Below are 24470 nucleotides of genomic sequence, written 5' to 3'. Positions count from 1 at the left end.
AGCCGGCCGTACTCCGTCGGGGCGGGGAGCGGGCCGGCCGGGGCGCCGGCCCGCTCCCTCAGGGAGGTCAGCCGAAGAGCCGGCCGTACTCCGCCAGGGCGACGGCCACGTCGACCTGGGCCCAGAACCGGTGGTAGTTGAAGGTCGGCGCGGGACCGGTGCCCTTCAGGAAGGCGTCCACCTTCGGCCAGCTCGGGTCGTTCTTGTAGAAGGACCGGATCGACATGAAGGTGGAGTTGGAGTCGATCACGTCGCCGTTCGGCATCTTGCCGGTCCAGCCGGCCGGGACGTAGACCGGGTCGTTGAGGCGGCTGTAGTCGGCCTTGGTCTCCGGGGTGGAGACGCCCTTGGCGTCCTGGTCGTTCTTCCACATGCCGTCGAGCAGCGCCTTGGCGATGCCCTGGGCCTTGGTGTCGCCCGCCTTGGCCGCGTAGTACATCAGCACCTTGGCGTAGGAGCCGGCCACGCCGACGTCCGAGGTGTAGTCGCGGATGCTGACGTGCAGCTTGGTGTTGTCACGCGGGTTGTTCGGGTCCCAGGTCTCCGGCTGGCCGGTCCACACCAGGGTCGAGGGGATCTGGTAGGTCCCGTCGGCGTTGATCGTGGTGTTGTCGGTCGCCCACTTGACCCACTTGTCCAGGACGAGCTTGGCGTCGGCGTTGCCGGTCGCGTAGTACAGCTCCGCGACGCGCTCCATGGACCAGGCCTGGAAGCCGAACCACTGGTTGGACGGCGGGTCGTGGTAGACCGGCTGCCAGTCGTAGGCCATGCCGTAGAAGGTCGGCAGGGTCGACGGCGGGGCGGCGTAGTGGCCCTGCCAGCTGTTGGTGGCGCCACCGGCGATCGCGCCCTCGGTCGACTGCAGCCAGCGGTAGAACTCCATCTGCCGCTTGGTGCTGGTGGTCCAGTCCTGTACGGCGGTCGCGCCCTTGGGCTTGAGGGCGTCCACGCTGGACAGGGCCCAGGCGGCCATCGGGTTCTGGTAGCCGGAGTGGTTGTGGCTGGAGCCGATCCGCCAGGCCCAGCCGGCGGAGGTGTCGAGCGCGCCGCCCCAGGCGTAGTACCAGCTCAGCAGGTACGCGGAGCTGTCCTTGCCGGTGCCGGCCGCGCAGGAGGTGCTGGTGCAGCCCTGCTTCTTGAAGTACTTGTCGTACATCGCGTAGCGCAGGTAGTCACCCATCTTCGCGGCCTTGGTGACCGAGCCGGCGACCTGCGACTCCTTGCCCTGCTCCTTGGCCCAGGTGTGCGCCCAGTAGGCGACCTGGACGGCGCGGGCGTCGGCGTCGGGGGCGTTGGTGTACTTCCACTGCTTGGCGTAGCTGCTGTCCCCGGTGAACAGGTCGAGGAAGCCGTTCTTGCCGCCGTGCTTGAAGGTGTCGCAGGACGGCTGCGGGATGGTCTCGAAGACCGACTCCTCCGGGCCGCGCTGGTAGGTGTTGATGTAGGCGGGCTTGGTGGTGCCGTCACCGCAGCGGCCGAAGCCGTAGGTGTTGTCGACGTCCAGCAGCCAGTGCATGCCGTAGATGTCGCTGGTGCCGTAGGCGCTCTTCAGCTCGTTCGCGAGCGGGTCGACGCCGACGCTCACACCGCCGTCCAGCTTGGACGGGTACTGCTTGATGTCGTCCCACTCGCCGGCGTAGGTGGCGGGCTTGGACGGGTTGTAGAAGGAGTTGGTCGGCTGGTCCGCGGTGGCGGGGATGATGTACTTCTCCATCGAGGCCCAGGCGGCGTTGAACTTGGTCCAGTCGCCGGTCACCCTGCCGTAGGCGGCCTCCAGCCACAGGTAGTAGCTGTAGGCCTCGGAGGTGGTCTCGTGCCCGTGGTCGGGCGCCTCGACCATGAAGGTCTCCACCGAGTGGTACGGCACGCCCTCCGGCGAGAAGTAGCCGTTGGCCGGGTCCTTGAGCTTGTTGTACATCGTGGTGAAGCGCTGGATGTACTCGTTGTCGCCGCCGGCGGTGTCGTTGTCCACCTCGGTGACGGTCGCCTTGGCCGAGGTGTGGCCGGCGGCGGTCGAGGTGAACTCGGCGGTGCCGGAGGTCTTGTCGGCGTCCTCGGCTGCGGCGATCTTCACCGTCTGGGCGGTGTTCCAGTTGGCCGGGGTGAAGGTGAGCGTCCCGCCGGAGGCGACCGTCAGGTCGGTGTCGCCGCTGGTCCTGGTGGTCGTCACGGTGACGTTCGAGGCCGGGGCCTTGGAGAGCTTGACCGACAGGTTCGCGCTGCCGCCCTCGGGGACGGCGAGGGTCGCCGGGCTCAGGACGACCGCGGGGGCGCTGTCGGCCCGCACGCTGATCCCCACGGGATCGGAGGTGCCGGAGGCGCCCTTGTCGTCGGTCGCCTTCGCGGTGATCGAGTAGTCGCCCGCCGCCACGCCGGTCCAGCTGTAGGAGTACGGCGCGGTCGTGTCGGTGCCCAGCAGGGTGTTGCCGTTGTAGAACTCGACCTTGGAGACCGTGCCGTCGGAGTCGGCCGCGTCGGCGGTGATGTCCACCGTGGCGGGCGCGGTGAAGCTGGCGCCCGCGACCGGCTTGGTGACCTTCGCGGTGGGCGCCTGGTTGACGGGGCCGGAACCGCCGCAGGTGGCGCCGTTGATCGAGAAGCTGGTCGGCTTGGGGTTGGACCCGGACCAGGTGCCGTTGAAGCCGATGTTGGTCGAGGCTCCGGTGGCGAGGCCGCCGTTCCAGTCGAGGTTCTTCGCGGTGACGTTCTGGCCGCTCTGCGACCAGGTGGCGCTCCAGCCCTGCTGGATCTTCTGCGCGGCGTTCGGGAAGGCGAACCCGAGAGTCCAGCCGTTCAGTGCGTCACCGAGGTTCTTGATCGTTATACTGGCGGTGAAGCCGCCCTGCCAGTCGTTGGTGGTGTAGGTGACCTCACAGGCGACGGCCGCCTGCGCGGGCGCGGCGGCCAGCGCGGTGGTCATCCCGGCCGCCACGCTGAGCAGCGCCAGTCCGGCGATCCGTCTCCGGAAGCGTGGGAGCGCTCCCGTTCTACGCGGGGATTGAGGCATCGGGAAGGTCCTCCAGGGGGTGGGTCGGCGCAAAACCGCTGGTTGCGGTCACGCACCGGTTGGAGCCGGGGGAAAGGGGGGTGGGAGCGCTCCCAAAAGGGATTTTTTGAGGCTGGGTGTCCGGATGTCAATGGGATGGATTCCGGGTTACACCCGTGTTTCACGCCGCGGGCCGTCAGGCTGCTGAGATCCCTGCGGGGAATTTCCCGCCGGGTGAAACTTTCATGCGCCCGAGACGGCCGACGGGGGCCCGTTCCTCCGGGACGGAGCCGGCCCGCGGGCTCGGAAGGAGCGCGCGGGCCGAGGGCCGAGAAGGCCGGAGAGGCCGGGGAAACCAGGGGACGGAGAGTCGAGGCCGAGGGAACCGGGGCCCGGGAGCCGGAGAGACGGGGGAGGCCGGAGAGCCGGGGGAGCCGGGGAGGCCGGAGGGTCGGGCGTCCGGCTCCCCGGGACACAGCCGGCCCGCGGGGGCCCGGTCGCCGGGGAAGGACGGGACGCCGGGCCCCGGGAAGCCGCCCCGGGGCCCGGCGTCTCCGGGAAGGGATCAGGAACCGGAGCAGGTGACGCCGGACGGCTGGCCCGCCGTGCCGTTGGCGGTGAAGCCGACGGTGACCGACTGCCCGGCGCCCAGGTTCCGCGCCCAGTCGGGGCCCTGCGCCGTCCAGGTCGTGCCGGAGGCCGTGACGACGGCGTTCCACGCGCTGGCGAGCGTCACGCCCGAGGGCATCGTCCAGGTGGCCTTCCAGCCGTTCAGCGCCGAACCGCCGGAGTTCTTGATGGTCAGCTCGCCCTGGAAGCCGCCCTGCCAGGAGTTGACGAGCTTGTACGACGAGGTGCACGAGGACGGGTTCCCCGTGGGGGTGGCGGTGGGGTCGCCGGACGGGGAGGGCCCCGGGGTCCCGCCGTTCCCGCCCGACGGCGGGATCAGGTACGGCTGGAGGATGGACTGCTTGGCCTGGTCGACCGTGGTCCAGTCGTCCTTGAGGATGCCCCCGGTGTCACCGGAGTTGGGGTTCCACGACCAGTAGGTGAACGACATGCCGTTCACCCCGGTCCCGGTGTACTTCATCAGCTCCTGGAGCCAGACCTTGTCGATCGGGGACTGCAGGGTGGTGCCGAACTCGCCCATCATGATCGGCGCGATGTTCTGCTTGTAGAGGTAGCCCCAGTACCTGTCCCAGATCGCGGGCATGTTCGCCGGGTAGGACGGGTCGTCGAACCACGCCTGGTGGTAGACGGACGTGGCGTACTCGTGCGGCGAGTAGACCAGCCGGTTCGGCACGCTGAGCCGTACCGGGAACTGCCCTGCCTTGGACAGGTTGCCGCCCCACCAGCCGCAGTCCTCGTCGTTGCTCGGGTCGTTGTCCCAGATGTTGGACATGCCGCCGCTCGGGCAGCTCACGCCCTCGACGAAGATCAGCCAGTCGGGGTTGACCGACAGGACCGCGTTGCCCGCCCGCTCGGCGGCCAGCCGCCAGTCGCGCGCGGGGTCGCCGCAGCCCCAGCAGGACCCGGTGGCCGCCGGATTGGTGCCCTCGGCGTGGGGCTCGTTGTGCAGGTCGGCGCCGATCACCGTGGTGTTGCCCGCGTAGCGCCGGGCGAGCGTCTTCCAGTCGTCGATCCACGTGCTCTCCGGCGTCGCGGAGACGTACCACAGGGCCGACTGTCCGGCGGAGGTCGGGCGGTGCCGGTCGAGGATGACCCGCATGCCCTTGCCGCCCGCGTAGGCGATGACCTTGTCGAGGATCTGCAGCGGGCTGTTCCCGACCAGGTCGGGGTTGACGAAGTCGTTGATGCCGGTGGCCGTCGCACCGGCCTTGAGCGCGTCGTTGGAGAACGGCACGCGCAGGGTGTTGTAGCCGAGCGAGGCCATCTTGTCGATCTGGCTCCGCCACGGGTTGCTCGACCACAGGCCGTGGAAGGTCCTGTTGTCGGTCTCCATGCCGAACCAGTTGATGCCGGTCAGCCGGACGGTCGCCCCCGTACTGTCGACGATCTTGTTGCCGGAGGTGTGCAGGTAGCCGGTGCCGGTGCCGCCCGCCGCGCCTGCGGGGGAGGAGACGAACGCGACCGCCAGCGCCGAGGTGACGACGAGCGCCGCCAGCGCCGCCATCCACCTGCGAACACGCAGGACTCTCATCGGGTGCCCTTCGAGGAGTCGAGGACGGATCTGCCCGCGGGGGGATCCCCGCGAGGGAGGGTGGAGGGTGCGGCCGGTCGCGTCGTCATGCTTGGACGCCCGGCGGACGCGCGTCAACCGCCCGCCACCGGCTCCGTCTCCCCCGCGGACCGTGTGACCTGCGCCGTCCCGGCCCCGTACGGCTCCCGCCTTCCCTCCGGTTCCGTGAAAGTTTCACCGGCCGCGCCCCGCGGGACGCGGTGCGGACCGGTCCCGATGCCCGCGGCACCGGTCCGCGCCCCCGGTACGGCGGGACGCGGCCGGTGGTGGCGCCCGCGCCGGACGTCACGGGCCGGAGCCGCGCCCCGGGCGGTCACCGGCGGGACGCGGCCGGCCGGTCAGCCGACCAGCGCCAGTGCCACGTACCGGAGCTGGGCCTTCAGCGCGTCACGGAACTCGTCCGACAGGGCGCCCTCCCGGTACCGGGTGTCGATCTTCTCCCGGACCGCGGTGAGCTCACCGGAGCAGCAGACGACGTTGTCCAGCACCTGGCGCAGGTCCAGCGCCACATCCGGACGTATGCCGCCCCTGCTCTCCCCCTCGGCGAGCAGCGCGTTGAAGCCGCGCACGCTCCCTTCCAGGTCCGGCAGTCGCGACACCTCCGCCACGGGGGCGGTCTCCAGCGACCCGCGGTCCGGCGGCGACCGCCGCGCGTGGGTCTTCCGGTCCGCATGCTGCGGCTCCCCCGAGGATCGCTCGGGGGAGCCGACGGGTCCGTCCCCGCCGTCCGCGGACCGGTCAGGGGGGTCCGCGGACGGCGTGGAAAGGTCCGCGGGCTGGTCAGGGGAGCCCGCGGACCGGTCTGGAGAGACAGGGGAGGAGGGGTCGGGGGAACGGGCCCGGCCCGGGGTGGGAGAGGCGCCGAGACGCGGGGTCGCGGACGGGGCGGGCCGGGTGGCGGGGCCGAGCGCCGTGCCCGGTCCGTGCCGCTGGCTTCCCGGGCCGAACATCTGGTGCCACGTCAGCGCGCCCGCCGCCAGCAGCACCGCGGCCGCCACCAGCGTCCATCGCACGATCACGGTCCGCGCCGTCGTACGGATCGTGGACGGCAGCCGGGCGAGCCGGTCGGCCACCTCGCGCGCCTTCGGCCGCTTCGCCGGATCGGCCGACAGGCAGCTCCGGCAGAGCGCGGCGACCTCGGGCGGCAGGCCCGGCGCCTGGACCTCCGGCGGGGGTCCCTCCCGTCTCGCGTTCTCGATCTCCTCCCAGGTCCGCTCCGGGTACGGCGGGCCGCCGGTGAGCATCTCGAACAGCAGCACGCCGAGCGCGTACACGTCGCCGGCCGGGTCGGCCGTCGTGCCGGTCAGCCGCTCCGGCGCGACGTAGGGAGGGGTGCCGTAGTCGGAGGTGTGGTCGTCGTCGTCCTCGCCGATGAACGCGGCGATGCCGAAGTCGAGCAGCTTGGCGCCGTCCGCGGTCAGCAGCACGTTCTCGGCGGTCACATCGCGGTGGACGATGCCGCGGGCATGGGCGGTGGCCAGCACGGCGGCCAGCCGGGCGGCGATGGCCGCCGCCTCCCGCCACGGCAGCGGCCCCTCGGCGATCCGGTCGGCCAGCGGCCGGCCCTCCAGCAGGCGCATGACCACGTAGGCGGCGAGACGGCCCCGGGTGGTGACCGTCTCGCCGTAGTCGTACACCTCGATCGCGTCCGGGTGGATGAGACGCGCGGTGGCGCGGGCCTCCCGGCGGATCAGCTCCCGGTCTCCCCGGTCGGAGCCGATCTCGCCGTCCAGCACCTTGACCGCCACCTGCCGCTGCAGGGACCGGTCGAAGGCACGCCAGATGACGCTCATGCCACCGGCCGCGATCGGCTCCACCAGGTCGTAGCGGCGGGCGAGGACGTCTCCCGCCCGGAGTCCGACGGGCTCAGGCGGACTCACGGACCACCAGCTCGGTGGGCAGGACCGGGTTGTTGCCCGCGCCGCCGGCCGTGGACGGCGACGACATGGCCAGCAGCAGCAGGCGGGCGGCCAGGGCGGCGAACTCCTCCACGGGTTGACGCACGGTGGTCAGCGGGGGAGAGGTCCGCCGGGCGATGGGGGCGTCGTCGAAGCCGATCACGGCCACGTCGTCCGGCACCCTTCGTCCGGCCCGCCGGAGCGTCTGGACGGCCGCGGCGGCCATCACGTCGGAGGCCGCGAACACCGCGTCCACGTTCGGCATCCGGCGCAGCAGCCACTGTGTGCCGTGCACGCCCGAGTTGTGGCTGAAGTCGCCGTAGGCCACCGGCACCCCGGTCATCCCGGCGAGGGCGAGTGTCTGCAGGAAGCCGTCGAGCCGGTCCCGCGCCGCCGGAAGGCCGGGCGGGCCCGCGATGACGGCGATGGACTTGCGTCCGCCGAGCAGCAGGTGCTCGGCGGCCTGCCGTCCGCCATCGCGGTTGTCCATGTCGACGTGCGGGAGTTCGATGCCCTCCGGCGGCTTGCCCAGGCACCGCACCGGTACTCCGGAGGCCGCCAGGGTGACCGCGAGCGGGTGCCGCTCCCTCGCGCCGATGAGGAGGACGCCGTCGACGCCGCCCGAGACCAGCGGTGGGGTGGCGATGGTCGAGGTGGCGGCGGTGGCCGTCATCATCGCGAGGGGGACGCCGTGGCGGGTGAGCACCTCCTCCGCCGCGGTGATCAGTCTGGCGTAGAACGGCTCGGTGAACAGACGATGCACCGGTTCGCAGAGCACCACGGCCACCATGTGGTCGCACCGGCGTCCGGCTCCGCCCCGGGGGGCGCGGTGCCGTACGTAACCGAGACGTGAGATCGCGTCGTGCACCTGCCTGCGGGTCGACGTGCTGACCCGCACCGATCCGGTGAGTACCCGGGACGCCGTGGCGGGGGAGACCCCCGCTTCAGCCGCGACCTGGGCAAGTGTGGGTAGATCTGACATAACTTCCTCCACACCAAGGTTCCGCACAGGTGGGAGCGCTCCCAGTGAACGTAGCATTGTTTCGGAAGTGTCAAAAGATGTTTCCAAAAAATCACTACATGTATGTCAATCTTCCCTGACTCGCCAGTCAGGGGCGAGTACCGCCATGGCGATCGAGTCATGCCAACCCCCGTCCCAGCGCAGGGCGTCGCGGTGCACGCCCTCCTGGACGAACCCGGCTTTCTTGTACACGTGCAGGGCCCGCTCGTTGAAGGCGAAGACCTCCAGGTGGATCCTGTGAAGCGGCGTGGTGGTGAAGGCGTGGCCGAGCACCAGCCGGATCGCCTCGCCGCCATACCCCCTGCCGAACACCTTGGGCCCGATCAGGGCGATGCGCAGGTTGCAGGAGAGGTTGTCGGTGTCGAGGTCGTTGAGGACGACCTCCCCGACATAGGCGCCGTCCTGGTCGTTGGCGCAGATCGCCAGGTCCAGCCGGTCGCCGTGCTCACCGCGGGTGGCGTACCAGCGCTTCGTCGCCTCGTGGTTGGGCGTCGCGTGCGAGCCGGTCAGCCGGCGGGTCTCCGGATCGTTGACCAGCTCCCACAGCCCCTCGACGTGCTCGGGCCCGACGGGGCGGAGCGTCACGCGGTCCCCGGGCAGGGTGGGTTTGTCGGCGAACATCATCCGGAATGTCTACCGGGCACGTCACCCGCCGGACAAGGGGGTTACGGCCAAGAGCCGTCAGGGGTTGGGGACAGGGATCACCAGGGGCCGCGGGTCCGGGTCGTGCCGGCGGGGCCGGCGACGCGGGCGCACGGCCGGACGGCCGGGGGTCGCGGGGCCCCGGCCGCGTCGCCGGCGAGCCCGGCGGCGCGCGCCCGGGTCACCAGGGGCCGTAGGGGCCCGAGTTGCCGCCCCGGCCGACCTCGCCGACGGCGGGCTTCACGTCCGCGAGGTAGATGCCGGCCGCGATCACCGCGGCGATGGCGAAGATGTTGAGCTGGCCGAGGCCGATCCCGAAGTAGCCCACCGCCGAGGCGAACGAGAAGAGGGCGGCCAGGCCCAGCACGATCAGCCAGAACTTCTTGCTCTTCTTGCCGGCGACCGCGAACGCTCGCGCCGACGTCCGTACGGCGTGGAAGAGGGCCCAGGCCGACATGGCGAACGCGGCGATGGAAAGCACCCAGAAGATCAGGTCCAGCACGCCGTGGATCTGAAACATCGCCTCTCCTAAACGCTCGCCTTGCCGCTGCATCTCAGACTAGTGCCGCCGGAACGCGCGTGCGGCACGCGAACAGAGATGGACAGAGGCGCATGGACAGAGGCGCCCGCCCCGCGTCCCCGCCGCGAGGAGCGGGCGGGGACGCGGGGCGGGCGCGGTGCCGGCGTCAGGAGCGCGCGGCGTTGTTCGGCTTGGTGGTGCGGGTGGTCTTCCTGGGCGAGGCGTTGGTGGCCGACGCGGCGATCGCCGGCTCGGCGGCCTCGGAGACCTCCTCCAGCTCCAGCGCGGCCTCGCCGGTCGTCCGGGAGACGACCTTGCGGCCCCGGGTGGCGAACTCCTCGTAGAGGCCGGTCGCCATGCTGGTGAACTGGTCGGCGTAGACGCGGGCCTTCTCCGGGAAGTCCTTGGCGTAGACCTCGGCCTTGCCGGCGAACGTCCTGGCCCGGTCGGGCAGGTCCTTGGCGGCCTCGCGGATCTCCTCGCGGCGACCCTGGAGCCGCTGCAGCTGGTCGGGGAGCTCGCGGAGCTTCTCGACCGCGAAGTCGCCCGCGCCCGCCACGGCGTAGAACGGCTTGGAGTCAGCCAGCTTCTTGACCTCGGTGGTGAACGTCATTGATCGGTCCTCCTGGTTTTCCGGTTCGATGTCCTGGGTTTCGCCGCCGCCTTCGGAGACCCGCCGTCCTCCGGCGTGGCCGGGCGGTCCCCCGGTGAGGGGACGGTCGCGGGACCTCCCGGAGAGGGAGTGGTCACGCGGTCCTCCGGCGAGGGCGTGCCGTCGGGCGAGGAGTCCGCGGCGCCCCCCGGAGACTCCGCCGCCGGGTGCGCGTCCCGCTCGGCACGCGCTCCCTCGGCCGGCGCCTCCGCCCGGTTCTCCTTGCGAAACGACTCGTAGATGTCGATCAGCACCTGGCGTTGCCGCTCGGTGATGCTGTGATCGGCTCTTATGGCGGTCAGCACGTCACTGTCGGGCACACGGTCCTCGATGAGGCCGGCCTGAACGTAAAGTGCCTGGGAGGAGATCTGCAGGCCCTTGGCGATCTGGTTGAGGATCTCCGCGCTGGGCTTGCGCAGGCCCCGCTCGATCTGGCTGAGGTAGGGGTTGGAGACCCCGGCCGAGGCGGCCAGCTGGCGCAGAGAGATCTTCGCCTGCGTGCGCTGCTCCCGGATGTACTCGCCGATCGAACCGACCTTCGGTAATGCCATGCCTCCAGTGTGCATCACACTGCTTGCAAATGCAAACACGATGGCTAACACCAGCAAACGGGGCCGGTGCGGTCTAGTGCGGGAGCAGCCAGAGCAGCGGGGCCGAGGAGGTCAGCGTGACCGAGAAGACGACGATGGCATAGCGGATCCGCCGGGGCAGGTCCGGAGCCGGGGTGACCAGGCGCTGCACCCGGGCCATCACCGCGTCGCAGGTGCCCGCCGCGCCGAGCGTGCCCTGCGGGGCCGGGACGCTGCCGGCCGTGCCGAAGCGCAGCAGGGCCGTGGCCAGGCGGCGGGGAGAGCAGTAGCGGCGGGCGGCGTCGTCGGCGGCCATCTCCACCAGCAGCCCGACCTCGCTCTGTATCCGCCTGACCAGCCGGGACCAGGGCAGCGCCCGGTGCAGGGCGGCGAACGGCAGCAGCACCAGGTCGTGGCGCTCACGGACGTGCGCGCTCTCGTGGGCGAGCACCGCGGTCAGCTCGTCGGGGGACAGCAGCTTCAGGGTGCCGGCGCTGACGACGACCTGGGAACGCAGGCCGGGCACGCAGTAGGCGGTGGCGCCGGGATGGTCGAGGACCCGCACCCCCGGGACGCCGGGATCGTCATGGGAGACGAGCGCCAGCAGGACGCGGTGGCGGCGCCGGGCGCGGAGCGTCTGGGAGGCCGCGGTGAGCAGCACGACGACCAGCACGGCCAGCGCGGTCAGCCCCGTGATGAGGGCGAGGATCCTCGGCACGTCGTAGGGGCCGGGGGCGTCGTAGCCGCCGTCGAAGGCCGAGCGGACGAAGGAGAGGAGGCCGTGCAGCACTCCCTGCCGGTAGGGCTCCAGGGCGTAGGCCAGCAGGGCGCCCGTCCCCGCCAGGCCCCAGGTCACTCCGAGCGCCTGCCACAGGACGATGGCCACATGGGGGGCGCGGTAGGTCCACCGCGCGTGGGTGAACCGCCAGGCTCCGACCGCGCAGACCACGGCGAGTATCGCCAGGGCTGCAGCGGTTATCACTCGTCCTCCAGCTCCGAAAGGGCTCTGAGCAGGATCTCCGCCTCGCTGCCGGAAACGGCCTGGGCGAACCTGGTGAGCGCGGCGGACCGGTCTCCGGTCATGTCCAACGCCTCAAGCATAAGCTCCGCGACGTACGCGTCGCGGCTCTCCGCCGGTTCGTAGCGCCAGGCGCGCCCGGAACGGGTGCGCACGAGGAAGCCCTTGCGGGTCAGTCGGTCGAGGACGGTCATCACGGTGGTGGGCGCGAGGTCGCGGTCGGCGATGAGACGCCCGACCTCGCGCGCCGTCACCGGAGATGACTGCGCCCAGATGATGTCCATGATGCTGCGTTCCAGCTCGCCCAGACCCTTCACGGGAACAAGCCTAGCTCCCGCACCACGAGGGGTAGTACTACGGGTTGTCGAGTCACCTCGGGTCACGCGGAAATGGCCTTCCCGTCAGGGTTCCCGGTCCCGGTCCCGGTCACTGCCCCGGCCCCGGTCACTGCCCCGGTCACGGGTTCCGGGGGGCGACCGCCGCCCAGTCGAGGGTCAGCTCACCGAGCCGCCAGCGGCCCTCGCCCCCGAGCGGCGGGCGCTCGGCCACCGGCCAGGACGCGGCGAGCGTCCGGGCGGCGGCGATCCAGCGCTGGCGCGCGCCGTGGGCGCCGAGCGCGGCGTTGACCGCCCAGGCCCGGTCGAAGTCGCGCAGGAAGGCGTGGACGGGCTCACCGGGGACGTTGCGGTGGATCAACGTCTTGGGCAGCCGCTCGGCGAGGTCGGAGGGGCGGTCGAAGGCGTCGAACCGGGCCGCGAAGGTCAGCGTCCGCGGCCCGTTCCCGTCGAGCCCCACCCAGGTCGCGCGGTGCCCCACCTCGGAGCAGGTGCCCTCGACGATCATCCCGCCCGGCGCGATCCGGCTCCGCAGCAGCGCCCAGTGGTCCCACGCCTCGGCCTCGCCGTACTGCCGCAGCACGTTGAAGGCCCGCACCAGCAGCGGCGGCCTGCCCACCGGCAGCTCGAAGCCGCCGAGCGCGAAGGACAGCCCCGGCCGCTCGTACGGCCTGGCCGCCGCCACCCGGGCCGGGTCGATCTCCACCCCGACGACCTCGACCGACGGGCAGACCGCGCGCAGCCGCCCGAACAGCTCCAGGGTCGTGACGTGCGAGGCCCCGTAGCCGAGGTCGACCACCAGCGGGCGGTCCGCCGACCGCAGGAGCCGGCCGCAGGCGGCGGTGATCCACCGGTCCACCCGCCGCAGCCGGTTGTGGCCCGTGGTCCCCCTGGTGATCTCCCCGACCGGTTTCGCCATCGTCAGACGCGGTGGACCTTGTGCTGGGCGGCCTGGGCGCGGGGCCGGATGACCAGCCGGTCGACGTTCACGTGGGCGGGGCGGGTGACGCACCAGGCGATGGCGTCGGCGACGTCGTCGGCCGACAGGGGGCCGGGGACGCCCTCGTAGACGCGGTCGGCGGCGGAGGAGTCGCCCCGGAAGCGGTTCAGCGAGAACTCCTCGGTGTGCACCATCCCCGGGGCCACCTCGACGACCCGGACCGGCTCGCCGCACAGCTCCAGCCGCAGCACCTCGGTCATCGAGCTCTGGGCGTGCTTGGCCGCGACGTAACCGCCGCCGCCCTCGTAGGAGACCAGCCCGGCCACCGAGGTGAGCATCAGCAGCACGCCGTCGCCCGAGGCGATCAGGCGGGGCAGCAGCGCCCGGGTCATCCGGAGCGAGCCGAGCACGTTGACGTCGTACATCCGCTGCCAGTCGGCCAGGTCGGCGCCGGCCACCGGTTCGAGGCCGATCGCGCCGCCCGCGTTGTTCACCAGGACGTCGCAGCGGTCGAGCGAGGCGGCGAGTCCGTCCACCGACTCCTGGGAGGTCACGTCCAGCGTCACCGGGCGGATCCCGGGCACCTCGGCCGCCAGCTCGTCGAGACGGTCGCGGCGGCGCGCGCCCGCCACCACGTCGAATCCCTCCGCGGCCAGCCGGCGCGCCGTGGCCGCGCCGATCCCGCTGCTTGCACCCGTGACGACCGCTGTCTTCCTCATGGCGTCCCATCCTGCCAGGGCGGTTCACCGGTACCCCCGGGGAGTCCGGATGCTGGGAATGTTGCGAAGTATTGAGTGGTTAAAGCGTTTTCGGAGGTGGTGTCCGTGAGGCGACGGCGGGTCAGCCGGATCGCGACGATCAGCATGCACACGTCCCCCCTGGACCAGCCGGGGACCGGGGACGCCGGCGGCATGAACGTCTACATCGTGGAGGTGGCCAAGCGCCTGGCCGATCTCGGGATCGAGGTCGAGATCTTCACCAGGCAGACGGCTCGTGAACTTCCCCCGGTCGCCGAGATCGTCCCGGGCGTCTCCGTCCGTCACATCACCGCGGGACCGTACGAGGAGCTCGACAAGGGCGACCTGCCCGGCCAGCTCTGCGCGTTCCTGTCGGGCGTGCTGCGCACCGAGGCGATGTACGACCCGGGACGCTACGACCTGATCCACTCCCACTACTGGCTGTCGGGCCAGGTGGGCTGGCTGGCCAAGGAGCGCTGGGGCGTGCCGCTGGTGCACACCATGCACACCATGGCCAAGGTGAAGAACCTCCTGCTGGCCGAGGACGACAAGCCCGAGCCGACCGGGCGGGTGCTGGGCGAGGAGCAGGTCGTCCAGGTCGCCGACCGCCTGGTGGCCAACACCCCGACCGAGGCCCGCGAGCTCGTCGACCTGTACGGCGCCGCCTCCGGCCGCGTCGCCGTCGTCAACCCCGGGGTGAACCTCGGCGTCTTCCGGCCGGGATCCCGCAGGGCGGCCCGCCGCAGGCTCGGCCTGCCCCGCGACGCCCACGTGCTGCTGTTCGTGGGCCGGGTGCAGCCGCTCAAGGCCCCCGACGTGCTGCTGCGCGCCGCGGCCCGGATGCTCGCCGAGCGCCCCTCGCTCCGGGAGAAACTCGTCGTCGCCTGCGTCGGCGGCCTCAGCGGCAACGGCCGGAGCCGTCCCTCGTACCTGTCCGACCTGGCCGCCTCCCTGGACATCGAGGACGTCGTCAGGATCGTCCCGCCAGCGCCCCAGCCCGAGCTGGCCGACTGGTACCGCGCGGCCGACGTCACCGCCGTCCCCTCGCACAACGAGTCGTTCGGCCTGGTCGCCCTGGAGTCGCAGGCCTGCGGCACCCCGGTCGCCGCGGCCTCCGTGGGCGGCCTGCGCACCGCCGTGCGCGACGGCGTCTCCGGCGTGCTCGTCGACGGCCACGACCCGTACGACTGGGGACGGGTGCTCACCCGGTTCGTGGACCGGCCCGCCTGGCGTGACGCGCTGTCGGCGGGCGCGGTGAACCACGCGGCGGCCTTCGGGTGGTCGGCCACCGCCGCCCGCCTCTCGGAGGTCTACGCCGGGGCGATGGCGCACCTGCACCGGGTCCCGATCGCCGTCTCCTGCTGATCCCGCGCCCCGCCGCCCGTACGCCGTACGGCGGGGCACGCCTCTCCGGGGCTCCCCGTCCCGCCCGTCGTCCCTCCGCCGTACGGCGGGGCACGCCTCTCCGGGTTCCCCGTCCCGCCCGCCGTCCCCCGCTCCGCGTCCCTCCGCGCGGGCGGCTCGTAGGGTGGACGCATGCGCGAAGTGATCGAGGCGGCGCTGAAAGGCGCAGAGGTCTCCTACGAGGAACCCCGGCCGGGGGCGTTCCTGGTCAAGCTCCCCGGCCAGCACAAGCTCGCCACCATGACGTGGTTGATCGTCGGTGACCAGGCGTTGCACGTCGAGGCGTTCTTCTGCCGCCAGCCGGACGAGAACCACATCGAGTTCTACCGCTGGCTGCTGACCAAGAACGGCTCCATGTACGGCGTGCACTTCGCCCTCGACCCCGTCGGCGACGTCTACCTCGTCGGCCGGGCGCCGCTCGGCGCGGTCTCCGAGGAGGAGATCGACCGGCTGCTGGGCTGCGTGCTGACCTACTCCGACGAGGGCTTCGACCGGGCGCTGGAGCTGGGCTTCGCCTCCTCGATCCGGCGCGAGTGGGAGTGGCGCGCCAAGCGCGGCGAGTCGCTGGCCAACCTCAGGGCGTTCGCCCGGTTCGCCGAACCCGGCGACTGATCCCCCGCCGGACGTTTCGGCCGGCGCCGAAGGGTTCCGCGCCTAGCGTGCGGGTCATGACCTCTCAGCCGAACAGCACGGCCCGGCCGGCCCAGCCGATCGTCGTGAGCCGCTACGACGAGGTGCGGGCGCTCCTGGCCGACCCCGCCCTGACCGTGCCCGAGGTGCCGCGACCGCCCTTCTCGCTGACCGTCGCCTGGTTGCGCGGCGCGGTCGGCCGTTTCGCCGACGGCCCCGTGCACGCCGCCCGCCGGGCCGCGGCGGTGCGCGTGCTCGACGGACTGGACGAGCGGACGCTGCGCGCCGAGGCGTTCCGCCGTACGGCGGGGCATTCCAGCCCGGAACTGGTGCCGGTGGAGGTGCTGGCCGTCGCGCTGGGCGTTCGGGCCGAGGACGGCGCGCGGGCGGCGCGGGCGGTCGCGGCGCTCGCCCCCGCCTATCCGCCCCCCGCGACCCCGCCCACCTCACCTGTCCAGGCCGCCCCGTCCACCCCTGCGGACGACGACGCGGCCGACGCGGGCCTGGCCGAGCTGTCACGGCTGCTCGGCGACCCTGAGCCGGAGCGGCTCGCCGTACTGGCCGGGCTGCTCGCCCAGGCGTGCGCGGCCACCGCGGGTCTCGTCCGGAACGCCCTGGCGGCGGATGGACCCACCCGGAACACGCCGGGAGCGGGCGGAGCCGCTCGGAAAGCGCAGGGAACCGCCGATCCCGACGGGAGTACGCCGGAGGCCGGCGCCGGCCTCTGCCCGGTGGAGAGCCTGCTGACCGAGACGCTGCGCCACGACCCGCCCGTGCGGATGCTGCGCCGCGTCGCCGTACGGCGGGCCGCCGGGGGAGTCCTGGCCGGGACGACGGTTCTGCTGGACGTGGCCGCGGCCAACCGGGACCCGCGCGTGTTCGACGATCCGGACCGCTTCCGGCCCGGCCGCTCCCCGCGGCACCTGACCTTCGGCGCCGGACCGCGGCCCTGCCCCGCCGAACGGATCGCGCTGGCACTGGCGGCCGGCGTGGTCGAGGCGGTACGGCGATGACGGCGGAGACGGTGTTCGAGCGCTTCAGGGCGCTGCACCACGGCCCCGAGCCGCTGGTGCTTCCCAACGCCTGGGACCACGCCTCGGCCGCGGTGCTGGCGGCGGCCGGGTTCGCGGCCGTGGGGACCACCAGCCTCGGAGTGGCGGCCGCGGCGGGCAAGCCGGACGCCGCGGGCGCGACCCGCGCCGAGACGCTGGCGCTGGCCCGCCGGATCGCGCACCTGGACGTCCCGGTCACGGTGGACATCGAGGACGGCTTCGGCGGCTCGCCCGCCGAGGTCGCCGAACTGGCCGGGAACCTGGCCGCCATGGGGATCGCGGGCGTCAACGTCGAGGACGGCCGCGGCGCCCGGCTGGCCGGTCCCGCCGAGCAGGGGAGGCTGATCAGAGCGATCAAGGACAGCGCGCCGGACCTGTTCGTCAACGCCCGCACCGACCCGTTCTGGCTGGGCATGCCCGGCGCCCTCACCGAGGCCGTACGGCGGGCGCGGATCTACGCCGACTCCGGAGCCGACGGGGTGTTCGTCCCGGGTGCGACCGCCGGACGGGACCTGGAGGCGCTCGCCACGGCGGCCGGGGTGCCGCTGAACGTGCTCGTCCAGCCGGGGGTGCCGCCGTCCCGGCTGGCGGAGGCGGGGGTGCGGCGGATCAGCTTCGGCTCGCTGCTGTTCCGCGCGGCGCTGGGCGCGGTCACCGGTACGGCGCTGGCCGTCGCCGCGGGCGGCCACCCGGTGGCCGAGGCGCCCTCCTACGAGGAGGTCGAGCGGCTGGCGGGTCCCGGTGACGGGGAGGGCCCGGCGGCCGACGGGCTCCGGTGGTGAGGAGGGTTCCGATGCGGTGGCCGCTCCGTGCCGGGGTGCGGGCACGCTCTAGGCTTGGCCGCATGGCGACTTTGGTGCTGCTGCGGCATGGCGAAAGCGAATGGAACGCCAAGGGGCTGTTCACCGGATGGGTGGACGCCGGGCTGTCGGAGAAGGGCGAGGAGGAGGCACGGCGCGGCGGGCGGCTGCTGCTGGAGGCCGGGGTGCGGCCCGATGTGGTCCACACCTCGGTGCTGACCCGGGCGATCCAGACCGCGAACCTCGCGCTGGGCGCCGCCGACCTGCTCTGGCTCCCGGTCAACCGCTCCTGGCGGCTCAACGAGCGTCACTACGGCGCGCTCCAGGGCAAGGACAAGGCGCAGACCCGGGCCGAGTTCGGCGACGAGCAGTTCATGCTCTGGCGCCGCTCCTACGACGTCCCGCCGCCCCCGATCGCCGACGACGACGAGTTCTCGCAGGCCGGCGACCCGCGCTACGCCCTGCTGCCGGGTGAGCTGCTGCCGCGGACCGAGTGCCTCAAGGACGTCGTCGAGCGGATGCTGCCCTACTGGTACGACCGGATCGTTCCCGACCTGGCGGCCGGCCGTACCGTCCTGGTCGTCGCGCACGGCAATTCGCTGCGGGCGCTGGTCAAGCACCTCGACCGGATCGGCGACGACGAGATCGCCGGGCTCAACATCCCCACCGGCATCCCGCTCCGCTACGAGCTGGACGACGACTTCCACCCGGTGACCAAGGGCGGCGAGTACCTCGACCCGGAGGCCGCCGCCTCCGCCATCGAGGCCGTGGCCAACCAGGGCAGGTAGCCCGGGCCGCGGGAACACGCGAGGAGAGAACGAAGGGGAAGGGCCCGCCGCGACGGCGGGCCCTTCCCCTTCCCCCGATCTTCCTCGATCTCCCCGATCCCGTGCCCCGGCTCCCGTGGTGACGGGCTCCGGGCCCCGATCCCGAGTTCCGCCGCAGGGCGCCTACAGAACGCCGTCCTGCGGACGGGAGCCGGTCACCAGGTAGACCACGTCGTTGGCGACGCGGACCGCGTGGTCGGCGTAGCGCTCGTAGTAGCGGCCGATCAGCGTCACGTCGATGGCCGGCTCGACGCCGTGCTTCCAGTCGTCCGCCAGCAGGGTCTTGAACAGCCTGCGGTGCAGCCGGTCCATGGCGTCGTCGTCGCCGTGCATCTCCATGGCGGACTCCACGTCGCGCGAGGCGATGCAGCTGCCGGTCTTGGTGACCAGGCGCTCGGCGACCTGGCCCATCTCCAGGATGGTGGCGCGCAGCTCCGGCGGGATCGCCGACTCCGGGTGGCGCAGCCGTACGACCTTGGCCACGTGCTCGGCGAGGTCGCCCATCCGCTCCAGGTCGGTGCCCATCCGCAGGGCGGCGATGATGATGCGGAGGTCGACGGCCACCGGCTGCTGCCGGGCCATCAGGTCGAAGATCGACGCCTCCATCTCCGTGAAGAGCCGGTCGACCTCCTCGTCCTGGGAGATGACGCTCTCCGCGAGCTGGAGGTCGGAGTCCAGCAGTGCGGTGGTGGCCCGGGAGATCCCGGATCGCACCAGGCGGGTCATCTCGATCAGCCGGTCGGTGAGGGCGTCGAGTTCTTCGTGGTAGAGGTCGCGCATGGCCCTCAACGTACGCGGGCGACGGTGAACGAACCCCGACCGTAAAGTGAACATTGTGGGAAAGGCCGTTGTAGTGCCGCTCTGAGCTGCCTGAAGAGGAAAACGCCCGCCTACCATCGGGACCGTGAAGCCTACAGGAGGACCCTATGGGTGAGCTGCTGGCGAGCCTGGCCGCGCTGGCCGGCTTCGTCGTCGGGGCGCTGGCCGTGATGGTCGTCCGGCACAACGTCGAAAGCCGTCGTGTCGTGCTGACGCCGGTGGACGACGTCGCGCCCGGCGCGCTGCCGCCGGGCGTCGCCTCCGTGCTGGCCGTACTGCCGTCCTCGGCGGTCGTGCTCGACAGGGACGACCGGGTGCTCCGGGCCAGCTCGGCCGCGCGGGCGTTCGGTCTCGTCAAGGGCGACCACCTGGTGGTGGCCGAACTCCTCGCGATGGCCAGGCGGGTCCGCCGGGACGGCGAGATCCGGGAGAGCGAGATCGAGGTCGCCGGGCACAAGTTCGGCCAGGACTCCACGTCGTTCGCGGTCCGGGTCGCCCCGCTGGGCTCCTACGGCCAGGTGCTCGTGCTCGCCGAGGACCAGACCGAGCACCGCCGGGTCGAGGCGGTGCGCCGCGACTTCGTCGCCAACGTGAGCCACGAGCTCAAGACGCCGGTGGGCGCTCTGTCACTGCTGGCCGAGACCATCCAGGACGCCGCCGACGACCCCGAGGCGGTCACCCGCTTCGCCGGGCGGATGCAGCACGAGGCCGCACGCCTGAACTACCTCGTCCAGGACCTCATCACGCTCTCCCGCATCCAGGGGGCCGAACCCATCCCCACCCCGGGGCCCGTCCCGGTCGACGACGCCGTGCACGAGGCCGTCGACCGCTGCAACACCACCGCCGCGGCCAAGAACATCAGCCTGGTCACCGGCGGCGTCGAGGGCCTGCGGATCTGGGGTGACGACGAGCTCCTCGTCACCGCGCTGCGCAACCTCATCGACAACGCGGTCGCCTACAGTCCCGAGCAGACCCGGGTCGTGGTCAGCGCGCGGGCCGTCGGCCCGCACCACGAGTCGGTCGAGATCAGCGTGAGCGACCAGGGGATCGGCATCCCGGAGAGCGCCCAGGAGCGGATCTTCGAGCGGTTCTTCCGCGTCGACGCCGCCCGCTCACGCGCCACCGGCGGCACCGGCCTCGGCCTGGCCATCGTCAAGCACGTCGCCGCCGCCCACAACGGCGCGGTGACGGTGTGGAGCAAGGAAGGCTCCGGCTCCACCTTCACCCTCCGCCTGCCCGCCTTCGGCGGGACGGCGGTGGCCGTACCCCGTACCACCCCGATCCCCCTGGAGGCCGCGCAGTGACTCGCGTGCTTGTCGTCGAGGACGAGGAGTCCTTCTCCGACGCCCTGTCCTACATGCTGCGCAAGGAGGGCTTCGAGGTCGCGGTAGCGGCCACCGGCCCCGAGGCGCTGGACGCCTACGACCGCAACGGCGCCGACCTGGTGCTGCTCGACCTGATGCTGCCCGGCCTGCCGGGGACCGAGGTCTGCCGCTCGCTGCGCCAGCGCTCCAACGTCCCGGTGATCATGCTCACCGCCAAGGACAGCGAGATCGACAAGGTCGTGGGGCTGGAGCTGGGCGCCGACGACTACGTGACCAAGCCGTTCTCCTCGCGGGAACTGGTGGCCCGCATCCGCGCGGTGCTGCGCCGCCAGGGCGACGCCGAGGAGCCGGAGTCGGCCGTGCTCGCCGCCGGCCCGGTCCGGATGGACGTCGACCGGCACGTCGTCGCCGTCCGCGGGGACCAGGTCCAGCTCCCGCTGAAGGAGTTCGAGCTGCTGGAGGTGCTGCTGCGCAACGCCGGCCGGGTGCTCACCCGGGGCCAGCTCATCGACCGGGTCTGGGGCGCCGACTACGTGGGCGACACCAAGACCCTGGACGTGCACGTCAAGCGGCTGCGCGCCAAGGTCGAGGCCGACCCCTCCAACCCGCGTTGCATCCTCACCGTCCGCGGGCTGGGCTACAAGTTCGACCCCGTGGAGAGCTGACGCCGCCCGCGGGCTCCGTCCCCGCGTACGGCCGGGGTCCGTCCCCGGCCCCGCCCACGGCCGCGGCGGGGCCGTGAGGAGGACGTGGAGAACGGGAGAGGGGCGGGCGGGGTGATCCCCCGTCCGCCCTTTCGCATGCCGGTCGGGGCCCGCTCCGCCGGCTCCGGCGTGCGGGCCGCCGGTCACTCGGTGGTCGAGGGGCTGGGGGACGGCGACGCCGTCGCGCCCTCCGTGGGGCTCGCCGAGGGGCTCGCCGACGGCGTGGCGCCCTGGCCCCCGCCCGACGCCGGCGCCAGGGTGGCGAACTCGCGGCTGCGGGTGATGACCGGAACCGTCACCGGGATGATGCCGGCGTTGGCGAACTGGAGCTGGATCTTGATGCTCTCCCCGCCGCGCAGGGGCTGCTTCAGACCGTCCACCACGATGGTGGGCGTGGGCGTGCCGATCCGCACTCCCTGGCCCGGCTTGAGCTCGACCGGCGAGGGGATCTTCGCGGTGCCCACGGCCGGGTCGACGCCGACGCCGACGAGCTGGTCGGGGGCCTGCGCGCTGTTGACCAGCGACATGTACAGGGGGGTCGCCCCGCCGGCCGCGATCTGCGAGCCGGGCTCGGGGCCGAGGAAGAACGCCTGGGAGACGTCGATGCCGTTCTGCCGGACGGTGACGGCCTCGGTCGCGTGGTAGGGCCTGCTGGTGTTGGCGTCCATTCCGGTACCGCAGCCGGCCAGGACGGGGGCGGCGGCGAGGAACGCGGCGGCGACGGTCGCCCAGCGACGGCTGTTGCGGGTCACGGTACGGGGTCTCCTTGTCACACTGGATGCAGAACAGGGCCAACCCTATCCGTGTCCAATACCGGGTTTTCCGGCGGCCCGCCCGCTCGGGGAAGGACGCCGAATGCAGGCCGGGACCGCTTTTCAGCCTGGCGATTCACAGGGGCGGGCGTTTGTCAAGCCATAAGACGCCGCTTTGACCTGCAGTTATGGTGATTTCACTGTTCCGGGAGGCTGTGGATACGTGGTACTCTTGAGTACAGCGGAAGGGGTACTTGTCACATGACTTTCCAGGTCGGCGACACTGTCGTCTACCCCCACCACGGGGCTGCTCGGATCGAAGCAATCACGACCCGGACCATCAAGGGTGAGGAAAGGTCCTACCTGGTTCTCAAGGTCGACAAGGGCGACCTTACCGTCCAGGTGCCGGCAGACAACGCCGAACTCGTCGGTGTTCGCGATGTCGTCGGGCAAGAGGGTCTTGAGCGCGTTTTCGACGTGCTTCGCATGCCTCACACCGAAGAGCCCACGAACTGGTCCCGCCGCTACAAGGCCAACTTGGAGAAGCTGGCGTCCGGTGACGTCAACAAGGTGGCCGAGGTCGTTCGCGACCTGTGGCGACGAGACAAGGAGCGCGGGCTCTCCGCGGGAGAGAAGCGTATGCTGGCCAAGGCCCGGCAGATCCTGGTCAGCGAGCTCGCGCTCGCGGAGAAGACCAATGAGGACAAGGCCGAGGCACTTCTGGACGAGGTTCTCAACTCCTGAACACGATATTTCCACGGGTGGGCGTCGGAGTCGACGTCCACCCGTTCGCATCCGGCCGCGAACTGCACCTCGCGGGGCTCCACTGGCCCGGCGAGACCGGCCTCGCCGGGCACTCCGACGGCGACGCGGCGGCCCACGCCGCCTGTGACGCCCTGTTGTCCGCGGCGGGCCTGGGCGACCTCGGCGGGCTGTTCGGCACCGCCGATCCCCGCTGGGCGGGCGCTTCCGGTGTCACCCTGCTGGGTGAGGCGGCCCGTACGGTGCGCGCGGCCGGCTTCGAGATCGGCAACGTGGCCGTCCAGGTGGTCGGCAACCGGCCCAAGCTCGCGCCGCGCCGGGCCGAGGCGGAGAGGGTGCTCTCCGCCGCCGTGGGCGCGCCGGTGAGCGTCAGCGCCACCACGACCGACGGTCTGGGGCTCACCGGGCGCGGCGAGGGCGTGGCGGCCGTCGCGACCGCGATCGTGATGAACCGGGCTCCCTCGTAGGGAGGATCTCCCCCGGCGGGTGAACCCGAGCGGGGAGACGGACGTCTTCTGTACGAACGCGAAAGCGTTCCGGCGGGCGGCGCGGAATGCCCGCCGAGACATCCGGGGCGGTGGCCCGTCAACTGGCGCGGTGCGGGCCACCACCTTTCCTGAGTGACCGGTGAACGTCCTGGGTAATCCCCTGATGACATGTTCCGTACCGGGGGGAGAGCCGGACATGATCGGATCCATCATCGCCGCGATCATCATCGGTGCCGTCATCGGGGCGCTGGCGCGCCTCATCCTTCCAGGCAGGCAGAACATCTCCGTCGGCTTGACGGTCATCGTCGGCATCGTCGCCGCGCTCATCGGCACCGCCATCGCGGCCGCCCTCGGGCTCGCCCGGACGCCGGGGATCAACTGGTGGGAGCACATCATCCAGCTCGCCCTCGCGGTCATCGGGGTGCTGGCCGTGGCCCAGCTGCGACAGAAGAAAACTCTGTGACCTCGAATTCCCAGCCGTCACGCATAACTCCGGCCCGGAGGGTAGCCAACCTCCCGTGAGGTGAAGATCTCATCCCATTGAGGAGGTTCATATGACCATCGCGTCCATCCTCGGGGCCATCGTCATCGGTGCCGTCGTCGGCGCCCTCGGTCGTCTCGTGCTTCCCGGCCGGCAGCCGATCGGCTGGTTCCTGACCATCGCCGTCGGCATCGTCGCCGCGCTCATCGGCACCGCGATCGCCCAGTCCCTCGGCGTGGCCACCACGGACGGAATCGACTGGATCGAGCTCGTCATGCAGGTCGTCCTCGCCGCCGTCGGTGTCGGCCTGGTCGCCGCTCTGAAGCGGCCGCACTCCAGGGTGTGAGTCACCGGCCCGACGGCCCGCGAAGCGAGCCGCCGCCGGGCCCTGTCCCGCGGATCGTCCCGTCTGCTTCGGGGGGATCCACGGAACAGGACCCGGGGGCGGTCGGAGAACAACCGGTACGGCGGGGCACCCGACCCCGGTGGTCTCGCCGTGACCCGGACGAACGCCCTCCCGCCCGGAGGTGAGGGCAGCGGCCCGCACGATGTCGCCGCCCTCGCGGGTGACCCGCTCGGCATGCCCCAGGAGAGTGGGTCACCACCGTTTCCCCCATTTCTAGACATTTCATGAAATGGCTGGCCCTGGTCCATCCGGGGACGGGCGCGGAGGTGAGCAGGGCGCCGGCCCGCAGCGGGGCGCCGCTCACCGAGTGTGAGCGAATAGCTGCGGGCCGGTCCGGCATCGGAGAAGAGGGCGGCGGCCGCGTCGTTACGCGGCCACCGCCCTCTTCTCATGCGGTGACATCCGGGCCCTACGGCCGCCCCGTTCTCTCCACCCTGTTCTCTCCACCCGGTGCTCCGGCCCCACCGCATGCCCCGGCGTCCCCGGTTCCCGTCACGCGCCG

Annotated in this window: 25 protein-coding genes; 11 read left to right on the top strand and 14 right to left on the bottom strand. The window is 72.0% G+C overall.

Annotated elements, in window-relative coordinates:
- Positions 1-67 precede the first annotated feature (67 nt).
- The 12 genes from ACZ6W9_RS31445 to ACZ6W9_RS31390 all read right to left on the bottom strand — a co-directional run bounded on the left by ACZ6W9_RS31445 (position 68) and on the right by ACZ6W9_RS31390 (position 13500).
- Complete coding sequence (locus ACZ6W9_RS31445; RefSeq protein WP_389962078.1) at positions 68-3007, bottom strand: glycoside hydrolase family 48 protein; 2940 nt, start codon at positions 3005-3007, stop codon at positions 68-70.
- Between the two features lie 544 nt (positions 3008-3551).
- Positions 3552-5147: a cellulase family glycosylhydrolase gene (locus tag ACZ6W9_RS31440; protein WP_389962076.1), complete on the bottom strand. Its 1596-nt coding sequence runs from the start codon at positions 5145-5147 to the stop codon at positions 3552-3554.
- Between the two features lie 377 nt (positions 5148-5524).
- Positions 5525-7066: a serine/threonine-protein kinase gene (locus ACZ6W9_RS31435; protein ID WP_470120962.1), complete on the bottom strand. Its 1542-nt coding sequence runs from the start codon at positions 7064-7066 to the stop codon at positions 5525-5527.
- A complete protein-coding gene (locus ACZ6W9_RS31430) occupies positions 7053-8066 on the bottom strand; it encodes a LacI family DNA-binding transcriptional regulator (protein ID WP_389962072.1) in 1014 nt (337 codons plus the stop codon). The genes ACZ6W9_RS31435 and ACZ6W9_RS31430 overlap by 14 nt, the downstream gene beginning before the upstream one ends.
- Positions 8067-8171: 105 nt before the next feature.
- Positions 8172-8729, bottom strand: coding sequence for a GNAT family N-acetyltransferase (locus ACZ6W9_RS31425; RefSeq protein WP_389962069.1), 558 nt, complete (start codon positions 8727-8729; stop codon positions 8172-8174).
- 199 nt (positions 8730-8928) lie between these two features.
- Positions 8929-9267, bottom strand: a complete 339-nt coding sequence (locus tag ACZ6W9_RS31420; RefSeq protein WP_389962067.1) for a DUF2516 family protein — start codon at positions 9265-9267, stop codon at positions 8929-8931.
- Positions 9268-9433: 166 nt separating this feature from the next.
- A complete protein-coding gene (locus ACZ6W9_RS31415) occupies positions 9434-9880 on the bottom strand; it encodes a hypothetical protein (RefSeq protein ID WP_389962065.1) in 447 nt (148 codons plus the stop codon).
- Positions 9877-10470 carry a helix-turn-helix domain-containing protein gene (locus ACZ6W9_RS31410; RefSeq protein ID WP_389962063.1) on the bottom strand — a complete coding sequence of 198 codons (594 nt, stop codon included), beginning with the start codon at positions 10468-10470 and terminating at the stop codon, positions 9877-9879. The genes ACZ6W9_RS31415 and ACZ6W9_RS31410 overlap by 4 nt, the downstream gene beginning before the upstream one ends.
- A 73-nt stretch (positions 10471-10543) precedes the next feature.
- On the bottom strand, positions 10544-11470 hold the full coding sequence (locus ACZ6W9_RS31405; RefSeq protein ID WP_389962061.1) for a M56 family metallopeptidase: 927 nt from the start codon (positions 11468-11470) through the stop codon (positions 10544-10546).
- Entirely contained in the window at positions 11467-11823 is a 357-nt protein-coding gene (locus ACZ6W9_RS31400) for a BlaI/MecI/CopY family transcriptional regulator (protein WP_179819823.1), read from the bottom strand. Before ACZ6W9_RS31400 ends, ACZ6W9_RS31405 begins: the two co-directional genes overlap by 4 nt.
- A 139-nt stretch (positions 11824-11962) precedes the next feature.
- Positions 11963-12760, bottom strand: coding sequence for a class I SAM-dependent methyltransferase (locus tag ACZ6W9_RS31395; protein WP_470120958.1), 798 nt, complete (start codon positions 12758-12760; stop codon positions 11963-11965).
- Positions 12761-12762: 2 nt separating this feature from the next.
- A complete protein-coding gene (locus ACZ6W9_RS31390) occupies positions 12763-13500 on the bottom strand; it encodes an SDR family NAD(P)-dependent oxidoreductase (RefSeq protein ID WP_389962057.1) in 738 nt (245 codons plus the stop codon).
- 99 nt (positions 13501-13599) lie between these two features.
- Between ACZ6W9_RS31390 and mshA the strand changes: the two genes are divergently transcribed.
- From mshA to ACZ6W9_RS31365, 5 genes are all read left to right on the top strand, one after another.
- Positions 13600-14883: a D-inositol-3-phosphate glycosyltransferase gene (mshA, locus tag ACZ6W9_RS31385; RefSeq protein WP_389962055.1), complete on the top strand. Its 1284-nt coding sequence runs from the start codon at positions 13600-13602 to the stop codon at positions 14881-14883.
- A gap of 171 nt (positions 14884-15054) precedes the next feature.
- Positions 15055-15534: a type III secretion system chaperone family protein gene (locus ACZ6W9_RS31380; RefSeq protein ID WP_389962053.1), complete on the top strand. Its 480-nt coding sequence runs from the start codon at positions 15055-15057 to the stop codon at positions 15532-15534.
- A gap of 56 nt (positions 15535-15590) precedes the next feature.
- The gene (locus ACZ6W9_RS31375) at positions 15591-16565 is read left to right on the top strand and encodes a cytochrome P450 (RefSeq protein WP_389962051.1); all 975 of its coding nucleotides are present in this window, start codon (positions 15591-15593) and stop codon (positions 16563-16565) included.
- Positions 16562-17386 (top strand): isocitrate lyase/PEP mutase family protein, encoded by an 825-nt coding sequence (locus ACZ6W9_RS31370; RefSeq protein WP_389962049.1) that lies wholly within the window; start codon positions 16562-16564, stop codon positions 17384-17386. The genes ACZ6W9_RS31375 and ACZ6W9_RS31370 overlap by 4 nt, the downstream gene beginning before the upstream one ends.
- A 62-nt stretch (positions 17387-17448) precedes the next feature.
- On the top strand, positions 17449-18192 hold the full coding sequence (locus tag ACZ6W9_RS31365; protein ID WP_389962047.1) for a phosphoglyceromutase: 744 nt from the start codon (positions 17449-17451) through the stop codon (positions 18190-18192).
- A gap of 162 nt (positions 18193-18354) precedes the next feature.
- On the opposite strand, the gene phoU is transcribed toward ACZ6W9_RS31365, so the two are convergent.
- On the bottom strand, positions 18355-19011 hold the full coding sequence (gene phoU, locus ACZ6W9_RS31360; RefSeq protein ID WP_362940680.1) for a phosphate signaling complex protein PhoU: 657 nt from the start codon (positions 19009-19011) through the stop codon (positions 18355-18357).
- Between the two features lie 146 nt (positions 19012-19157).
- Between phoU and ACZ6W9_RS31355 the strand changes: the two genes are divergently transcribed.
- Entirely contained in the window at positions 19158-20354 is a 1197-nt protein-coding gene (locus ACZ6W9_RS31355; RefSeq protein ID WP_389962044.1) for a sensor histidine kinase, read from the top strand.
- The gene (locus tag ACZ6W9_RS31350) at positions 20351-21040 is read left to right on the top strand and encodes a response regulator transcription factor (protein WP_362940674.1); all 690 of its coding nucleotides are present in this window, start codon (positions 20351-20353) and stop codon (positions 21038-21040) included. Before ACZ6W9_RS31355 ends, ACZ6W9_RS31350 begins: the two co-directional genes overlap by 4 nt.
- A 182-nt stretch (positions 21041-21222) precedes the next feature.
- Here the strand turns inward: ACZ6W9_RS31350 and ACZ6W9_RS31345 are convergent, their stop codons facing one another.
- Positions 21223-21831: a copper chaperone PCu(A)C domain-containing protein gene (locus ACZ6W9_RS31345; protein ID WP_389962041.1), complete on the bottom strand. Its 609-nt coding sequence runs from the start codon at positions 21829-21831 to the stop codon at positions 21223-21225.
- 261 nt (positions 21832-22092) lie between these two features.
- On the opposite strand from ACZ6W9_RS31345, the gene ACZ6W9_RS31340 reads away from it, so the two are divergent.
- From ACZ6W9_RS31340 to ACZ6W9_RS31325, 4 genes are all read left to right on the top strand, one after another.
- Positions 22093-22575: a CarD family transcriptional regulator gene (locus ACZ6W9_RS31340; protein WP_362940668.1), complete on the top strand. Its 483-nt coding sequence runs from the start codon at positions 22093-22095 to the stop codon at positions 22573-22575.
- 17 nt (positions 22576-22592) lie between these two features.
- Positions 22593-23060 (top strand): 2-C-methyl-D-erythritol 2,4-cyclodiphosphate synthase, encoded by a 468-nt coding sequence (ispF, locus tag ACZ6W9_RS31335; RefSeq protein ID WP_389962038.1) that lies wholly within the window; start codon positions 22593-22595, stop codon positions 23058-23060.
- 217 nt (positions 23061-23277) lie between these two features.
- Entirely contained in the window at positions 23278-23544 is a 267-nt protein-coding gene (locus tag ACZ6W9_RS31330; protein ID WP_389962036.1) for a GlsB/YeaQ/YmgE family stress response membrane protein, read from the top strand.
- A 91-nt stretch (positions 23545-23635) separates the two neighbouring features.
- Positions 23636-23908, top strand: coding sequence for a GlsB/YeaQ/YmgE family stress response membrane protein (locus ACZ6W9_RS31325; protein WP_362940658.1), 273 nt, complete (start codon positions 23636-23638; stop codon positions 23906-23908).
- Positions 23909-24470 lie beyond the last annotated feature (562 nt).

The sequence above is a fragment of the Streptosporangium sp. NPDC053982 genome (genome assembly GCF_055585205.1).
This window is presented reverse-complemented; position numbering and strand designations above follow the sequence as displayed.

What these genes read in the sequence shown, in the direction of transcription:
- ACZ6W9_RS31445 (WP_389962078.1), bottom strand. Translation starts at nt 3,007, where the DNA reads ATGCCTCAATCCCCGCGTAGAACGGGAGCGCTCCCACGCTTCCGGAGA.
- ACZ6W9_RS31440 (WP_389962076.1), bottom strand. Translation starts at nt 5,147, where the DNA reads ATGAGAGTCCTGCGTGTTCGCAGGTGGATGGCGGCGCTGGCGGCGCTC.
- ACZ6W9_RS31430 (WP_389962072.1), bottom strand. Translation starts at nt 8,066, where the DNA reads ATGTCAGATCTACCCACACTTGCCCAGGTCGCGGCTGAAGCGGGGGTC.
- ACZ6W9_RS31425 (WP_389962069.1), bottom strand. Translation starts at nt 8,729, where the DNA reads ATGATGTTCGCCGACAAACCCACCCTGCCCGGGGACCGCGTGACGCTC.
- ACZ6W9_RS31420 (WP_389962067.1), bottom strand. Translation starts at nt 9,267, where the DNA reads ATGTTTCAGATCCACGGCGTGCTGGACCTGATCTTCTGGGTGCTTTCC.
- ACZ6W9_RS31415 (WP_389962065.1), bottom strand. Translation starts at nt 9,880, where the DNA reads ATGACGTTCACCACCGAGGTCAAGAAGCTGGCTGACTCCAAGCCGTTC.
- ACZ6W9_RS31410 (WP_389962063.1), bottom strand. Translation starts at nt 10,470, where the DNA reads ATGGCATTACCGAAGGTCGGTTCGATCGGCGAGTACATCCGGGAGCAG.
- ACZ6W9_RS31395 (WP_470120958.1), bottom strand. Translation starts at nt 12,760, where the DNA reads ATGGCGAAACCGGTCGGGGAGATCACCAGGGGGACCACGGGCCACAAC.
- ACZ6W9_RS31390 (WP_389962057.1), bottom strand. Translation starts at nt 13,500, where the DNA reads ATGAGGAAGACAGCGGTCGTCACGGGTGCAAGCAGCGGGATCGGCGCG.
- ACZ6W9_RS31380 (WP_389962053.1), top strand. Translation starts at nt 15,055, where the DNA reads ATGCGCGAAGTGATCGAGGCGGCGCTGAAAGGCGCAGAGGTCTCCTAC.
- ACZ6W9_RS31375 (WP_389962051.1), top strand. Translation starts at nt 15,591, where the DNA reads ATGACCTCTCAGCCGAACAGCACGGCCCGGCCGGCCCAGCCGATCGTC.
- ACZ6W9_RS31370 (WP_389962049.1), top strand. Translation starts at nt 16,562, where the DNA reads ATGACGGCGGAGACGGTGTTCGAGCGCTTCAGGGCGCTGCACCACGGC.
- ACZ6W9_RS31365 (WP_389962047.1), top strand. Translation starts at nt 17,449, where the DNA reads ATGGCGACTTTGGTGCTGCTGCGGCATGGCGAAAGCGAATGGAACGCC.
- phoU (WP_362940680.1), bottom strand. Translation starts at nt 19,011, where the DNA reads ATGCGCGACCTCTACCACGAAGAACTCGACGCCCTCACCGACCGGCTG.
- ACZ6W9_RS31355 (WP_389962044.1), top strand. Translation starts at nt 19,158, where the DNA reads ATGGGTGAGCTGCTGGCGAGCCTGGCCGCGCTGGCCGGCTTCGTCGTC.
- ACZ6W9_RS31340 (WP_362940668.1), top strand. Translation starts at nt 22,093, where the DNA reads ATGACTTTCCAGGTCGGCGACACTGTCGTCTACCCCCACCACGGGGCT.
- ACZ6W9_RS31330 (WP_389962036.1), top strand. Translation starts at nt 23,278, where the DNA reads ATGATCGGATCCATCATCGCCGCGATCATCATCGGTGCCGTCATCGGG.
- ACZ6W9_RS31325 (WP_362940658.1), top strand. Translation starts at nt 23,636, where the DNA reads ATGACCATCGCGTCCATCCTCGGGGCCATCGTCATCGGTGCCGTCGTC.